General features: G+C 32.8%; 4 protein-coding genes. 2 read left to right on the top strand and 2 right to left on the bottom strand.

All coding sequences use genetic code 11. From position 1 onward, the window contains the following. Positions 1-172 precede the first annotated feature (172 nt). Positions 173-1,231 carry a uracil-DNA glycosylase family protein gene (locus U9R23_04895; protein MEA3475759.1) on the bottom strand — a complete coding sequence of 353 codons (1,059 nt, stop codon included), beginning with the start codon at positions 1,229-1,231 and terminating at the stop codon, positions 173-175. Positions 1,232-1,243: 12 nt separating this feature from the next. Next, complete coding sequence (locus tag U9R23_04890) at positions 1,244-4,564, bottom strand: UvrD-helicase domain-containing protein (GenBank protein MEA3475758.1); 3,321 nt, start codon at positions 4,562-4,564, stop codon at positions 1,244-1,246. 365 nt (positions 4,565-4,929) lie between these two features. Here U9R23_04890 and U9R23_04885 point away from each other — a divergent pair, with 365 nt between their 5' ends. Together U9R23_04885 and U9R23_04880 are read left to right on the top strand one after the other, a co-directional pair. Then, complete coding sequence (locus U9R23_04885) at positions 4,930-5,223, top strand: hypothetical protein (protein MEA3475757.1); 294 nt, start codon at positions 4,930-4,932, stop codon at positions 5,221-5,223. Beyond that, a partial coding sequence (locus U9R23_04880; GenBank protein MEA3475756.1) for a hypothetical protein occupies positions 5,220-5,634 on the top strand: 415 nt, incomplete at its 3' end. The genes U9R23_04885 and U9R23_04880, both read left to right, overlap by 4 nt.

The raw sequence follows: 5,634 nt of genomic DNA, 5'->3' as shown, positions 1-5,634 counted from the left end.
GGATATTTATTATTTTCCCACTGCAGAGAAGTAATAACATTTTAATAGTCAGACGAAAGTGCACCCATCTGATTGCAGGCTGTGTTCCGGTTCCCAGTTTCAAGTTTCCAGTTTCAAATTTCAAGTGAATCTTCTCTTCCCTATGGTTTTCCAATCTCGTTAATTTTAATCTTTAATCTTTTAACAAATCCCATTTCTTTAAATATTCATCCAATAAATCAAGATTTCTTATTATAAAAGCTGGATGCGACACAGGATAAATTTTATAGTGCTTTCGCTCTTCCATTTTATACCAATCAGAACAGTCAAACCAGTTGAATGCTTGCTTGCCAAGAAGAACAATGATTTCAGGCTTTATAATTTCAATCTCTTTTTCAAGAAACGGACGGCAGTTGTCAATTTCTTGTTTATTATTTTTTCTGTTTTTAGGTGTATGGCATTTGCAAACATTGGTGATATAAACAGTAGACCTATTTTCACCTATTCTACTTAAGCCTTTATCCAGAATTTCACCAGAGCCTTTGTAAAATATTTTCCTGTAAATAGCACATAATTCACAAGGATTTTGTGCAACAAACATTAGTCGTGCATCAGGATTTCCTTGACCCATCACAGCGGTGTGTGGTTTTTCTATATTTAGTCCACGACATTTTCTACAATTATAGACTTCATCTTCAAGTTCAGCAAGTTCAAATTGCGTTAGTGTTTTATCCGATTTAAAGCAGATATAAATATTTCTGTCTTCAATTTGATATCTTTTTACCTTTCCTAAAGCATTTAATTCTTTTTCCAGCCAGGCAAAATCTACAGATGTATAATTATCATTTGAATGAATTTGGTTGAAACCTTTTTTTGTAAAATCAACAATGACAATTTTCTCTTTTGCTACTCTATGTAATTCATGAATGAATTTTTTTCGTCTGTTGAGATTTATATGATGTAATGCACAATAGCTTATAACAGCATCAAAGGTGTTATCTCCATAAGAAAGATTAGTTGCGTCTTCTAACTCAAATTTGATATTTTCTCCAACTCCTGCCTGGACGGCATCTTCTTTTGCATTCCTTAACTCTTTTTCTGAAATATCAATAGATGTAACTTTGCAATTGAAATCTCTTGTTGCGATAATTGCTAAGGGACCGGCTCCTATGTCCAATATAGTTTTATTTCTGATTCTTGATTTTTCCAGAACATCTGTCCTGGCCTGTAGATTATGAGTTTGGTTTACCATTTTTTAATCTTATCAAAACAAATTTGTTTGTCCATCTTCTTTTATTTTTCGTTTCTTATAGTCACTTTTTGATAATTCTATAAGTTCCTTTTCAATATTATAAAGAAAAGGAGTCTTTTCAAGATGGAATTCTTTGCCAAAAACAAATCTCTTTTTTGCATATGAAAGAAATAGAAACCTTTTTGCTCGTGTCATACCTACATAAAAAAGCCGTCGTTCTTCATCTAAATCAGATTTTTGCTTATCAAAAATGGAGTAAGGTAGTAGTCCATCTTCACAACCTATAATAAATACACATTTGAATTCAAGCCCCTTTGCTGAGTGAAGAGTCATTAAAGTTACATTTTCTATATTCGGTCTATATGTATCCACTCCTGTACCTAAAACTGCAAATTTCAAGAACTCCTCTAAATTATCTCCAAAATCATCTGCTAAATCAAGTAGTTTCTTAAATGATGTTTCGTGCTCTGATTTCTCATCAATAAAATATTTATCAATCGTATCTTCAATTGCGTTCTTAACGGATTTACCTTTGATTGACTCACAATAGTTTTCAAGTTCTAATGAGCCGATTTTGTTACTTTTCATTAATTTGCTTTTCAGAAAATAACTTTTAGGATTTATAGACAATTTCAGAAAATCAATAATAGATTTTATTGGCTTTTGCTTAAAAAAAGGAACATCTCCAACCTTTTGATACGGGATGCTGTGGTCGTTAAATGCTTTTTCCAATGGTTTCATTTGCCTGCTTATTCGGCAGAGTACAGCAAAGTCAGACAAACTCTCTATTTCTGATTCTCTTTCGCCTCCAGTGATTTGACTGTCAATAGAGAAGAATCGCAAGCCTCCTATCATTCTTTCTATAGTTCTGGCAACGAATTCTGCTTCACTTTTATCAGTGCTATTTTCCAGAATTTTTATTTTGACCCCTTTTTGTAAACCTTCCAAAATACTTTCCTTTTCTGATACCTCACTTTGAATAACTTGGCTTGATGCTCGCAAAATGCAATCAGAGCAACGATAGCTCTTTTTTAATTTATACACTTTTGCATCTGGATAATCTTCAATAAATCTTCTGATGAATTTCACATCTGCACCGCGAAAGCCGTAAATTGCTTGATTTGGGTCACCAATCACATACAAATTTGAGTTACTTCTCTGTGTTAATATTTTTAACATTTGGTATTGAGCGAAATTTATATCCTGATATTCATCCACGAGAATCCATTGATATTTCTCTCTATATTCAGAAAGTATTTGAGGATAATCAATAAAAAGTTTTACTGGATAGTATATCAAATCATCAATGTCAAATGTGTTTTGCTTCTTTAGAATCTCTTTATACTTTTGAAATATTTCTTTGAGGTCTTTATCTGCGATTTCTTCGACTGATTGCGAATTTTGCTTAAAAGAAGTTATATTATCAGAAACATAACTGATTTGTTTTTTCTCACAACCAATTTTTTCGGACAATATCAATTTTTTATCAACTTCATCAAAAATTGAAAAATGTTCATCTCTGCCGAATTTTTCGCAATACTTTTTTAGTATTGAAAGTCCAAATGCATGAAAAGTGGAAATTTGTAGTTTGGAAATAATACTCTCATTATTCAACAGAGTTTTCAATCTTTCTTTCATTTGATTGGCTGCTTTATTTGTGAAGGTTACAGCTAAAATATTTTCAGGATTTATACCTCTATTTTGAATTAAATTTGCAATTCTATAAGTAAGGGTTCGCGTTTTTCCTGTACCAGGCCCTGCAATAATTAGAGCAGGTCCGTGAAAATGCTCAACCGCTTTCAGTTGTTCTACATTAAGGTTTTTCAGTAGATTTACTTTGGTTTGCAAGAGGTATGATTCTTCGGTTTTATCTTTTATATTTTTCCCCGATGTAACGGGATAGGTTGAAGTTACATATTCGGATTGAGATTTTTCTTTGACCAATTCTTGATGAACGGCAACTTCCATCAGCCGCCTATATTCCTGTAAGTCAAAATTGATAAGGTGCCTGGTTGGCTTTTGTGTTTTCTTCGTTTTAGTTATATCAGTGAATAATGCCTTTTGAGAGGAAAATGCCTTTTTTGCATCTTCTTGAAAAACTTTTATCTGACCAAACTCGCCGTCAAAACCTTCTTTTATAGAAACTTTCCCATTTCTCATTCGCCTTATAGCTTCAGCAAGAATTTCATTACCAACTTTTTTTATTTTTGCAACAGGCAAGTCCAAAAGCAAATTAAATTCTGAACCACCCTTTTTCAACAGGGAATTATATGCTTTTGTAACCCTCATTGATTGTGGTCCTGTTTCTAAGATTTCAGATAATATCTCTTTCAAAGGAATAAGTGAATGAAAGGAATGTCTATTTTTTCTTTCTTTGATATTATCTCTATCTGCCAATTGTGCAACACGATTCATTACACCGATTGTAACCTTTTTGCCGCATACAGGACATATTCCATTATGTTTAAGAGTTTCTAATGGATTCCAACTTATACCACATTTCCTATGCCCATCATAATGATATTTTCCTTCTTGTGGGAAGAATTCAATTGTGCCAAGGAAATTTTTTGGATTACCTGTTCTCATTGCTTCTTTCATAGAATCGTAAGAAAGTTCAGTATCAAACAGATTGGCTTCTCTGCCAAGTTTTTCAGGAGAATGGGCATCGGAATTAGAGATTAGAGTATATCTATCTAAGAATCTGCACATCCAGTTCATTGGCGGGTCCGACGACAGCCCCGTCTCAACAGCAAAAATATGCTTATCCATATCACCATAACATTCTGAGATAGAGTCAAATCCAGATTTGGAACCAAGTGCAGAGAACCAGGGCGTCCAGATATGAGCTGGGACTAAAAAAGCCTCGGCAGAGCATTCAAGCACAATCTCCAGCAAATCTCTGGAATCCAGTCCCAAAATAGGTCTGCCATCAGAAGTGATATTTCCTATTCTGGATAGTTTTTGCTGGATTTTCTCAGCAGTTGCAAAATCAGGTGCGAAGATCAGATTATGGACTTTTCGGACTTTCCCATATTTTTTATAGATGTTGCTTATCTCTGCTGTGAGGATGAATCGTATATCATTTTTGCAGGATGGAAAAATTTGCAACTCAGTGATTTGCTTGAACTCATTTTTTAATTTGAAAAGTCCCTGTTCAGCAGGCAGAAGCTTATCTTTTAATTCTTTCAACCAGCCAGGATGAGTAAAGTCGCCCGTGCCAATAATTTTTATCCCTTTAACCTGAGCCCAGTAGTTAAGATATTCAGGAGTTAATCTTTTACTTGTTGCTCGCGAATAATGCGAATGGATATGAAAATCGCCGATAAATTTCATTTTTTTAATAAATTGACCACAAAGGTTCATCCTGCGCAGTAGCAGCCCTACTACTGCGGAGAATGGACACAAAGGCACTAAATTTTTTTATTTATTATTTTTGAAAATCAATTAAATTTAGTCAATATTTCTTTGGATTTGAATAAATATTTTATAAATACAAGTAGAATTTGTGAAAAAAATATAAAAAAATTGACAACTATTTTAGAATTTTTTTTTTAGTATTTTAGGTTCAAGTTTTTATTGCAACAATTAAATTATATAAAATCAACTGGAGGAAAAGATGAAAAAATGGGAGTGTAAAAAATATTGTGTAATCTTCTGAGATAATAAGAAAGTGAGAAAAAAATAATCTTGGAGGAAACATGCTAAGTAATGAAGAACTTGAAAGAATTATTAAAGAAAAAAAAGTTAAAGATATGACAGACTTGAATTCTAGAATAAAGGAATTACCCGAAGATGTATTCTATGATTTATATCCATATTTCAAAGATGAAAGTAAACTTATATCATCTGATTCTTATTGTAAATTTATAAATCTGTTTAAACCTAAAAAACCAAAGGAACAACAAGAGAGAGATCACAAAATTTTATCTAAATTGTTTCAAAAACAATATGATATTTTACTTAATATCAAAATTATTAGGAGGTATCTATGAAAAAGAAAATCATATTATTAATGGTTATGATTTTTACAACTATTTTACTTTCTGCAAATCAAACCCCGCCTGAAATTGAATGGGATAAAGCATTCGGAGGCTCTGGTGATGATGTAGCAAATTCAATTATCCAAACCACAGATGGAGGATATGCTGTCGCTGGTGATACATATTCAAAAGGTGCAGGAGACGCTGATTTCTGGGTAGTCAAACTTGATAAAAATGGAAACAGAATGTGGGATAAAACATTCGGGGGAAGTAGTCTTGATGTGGCAAAATCCATCATTCAGACGAAAGATGACGGATTTGCTGTCGTCGGATATACATATTCAAAAGGTGCAGGAAGGCCAGATTTCTCAGATTTCTGGGTAATAAAACTTAATAAAAAGGGTAAGAAAATATGGGATAAAA

This window comes from Candidatus Cloacimonadota bacterium (assembly GCA_034722995.1).
In the GTDB taxonomy this organism is placed as follows: Bacteria; Cloacimonadota; Cloacimonadia; order JGIOTU-2; family JGIOTU-2; genus JAGMCF01.
The sequence above is the reverse complement of the archived record's forward strand: the minus strand, read 5'-3'. Positions and strand labels throughout refer to the sequence as shown.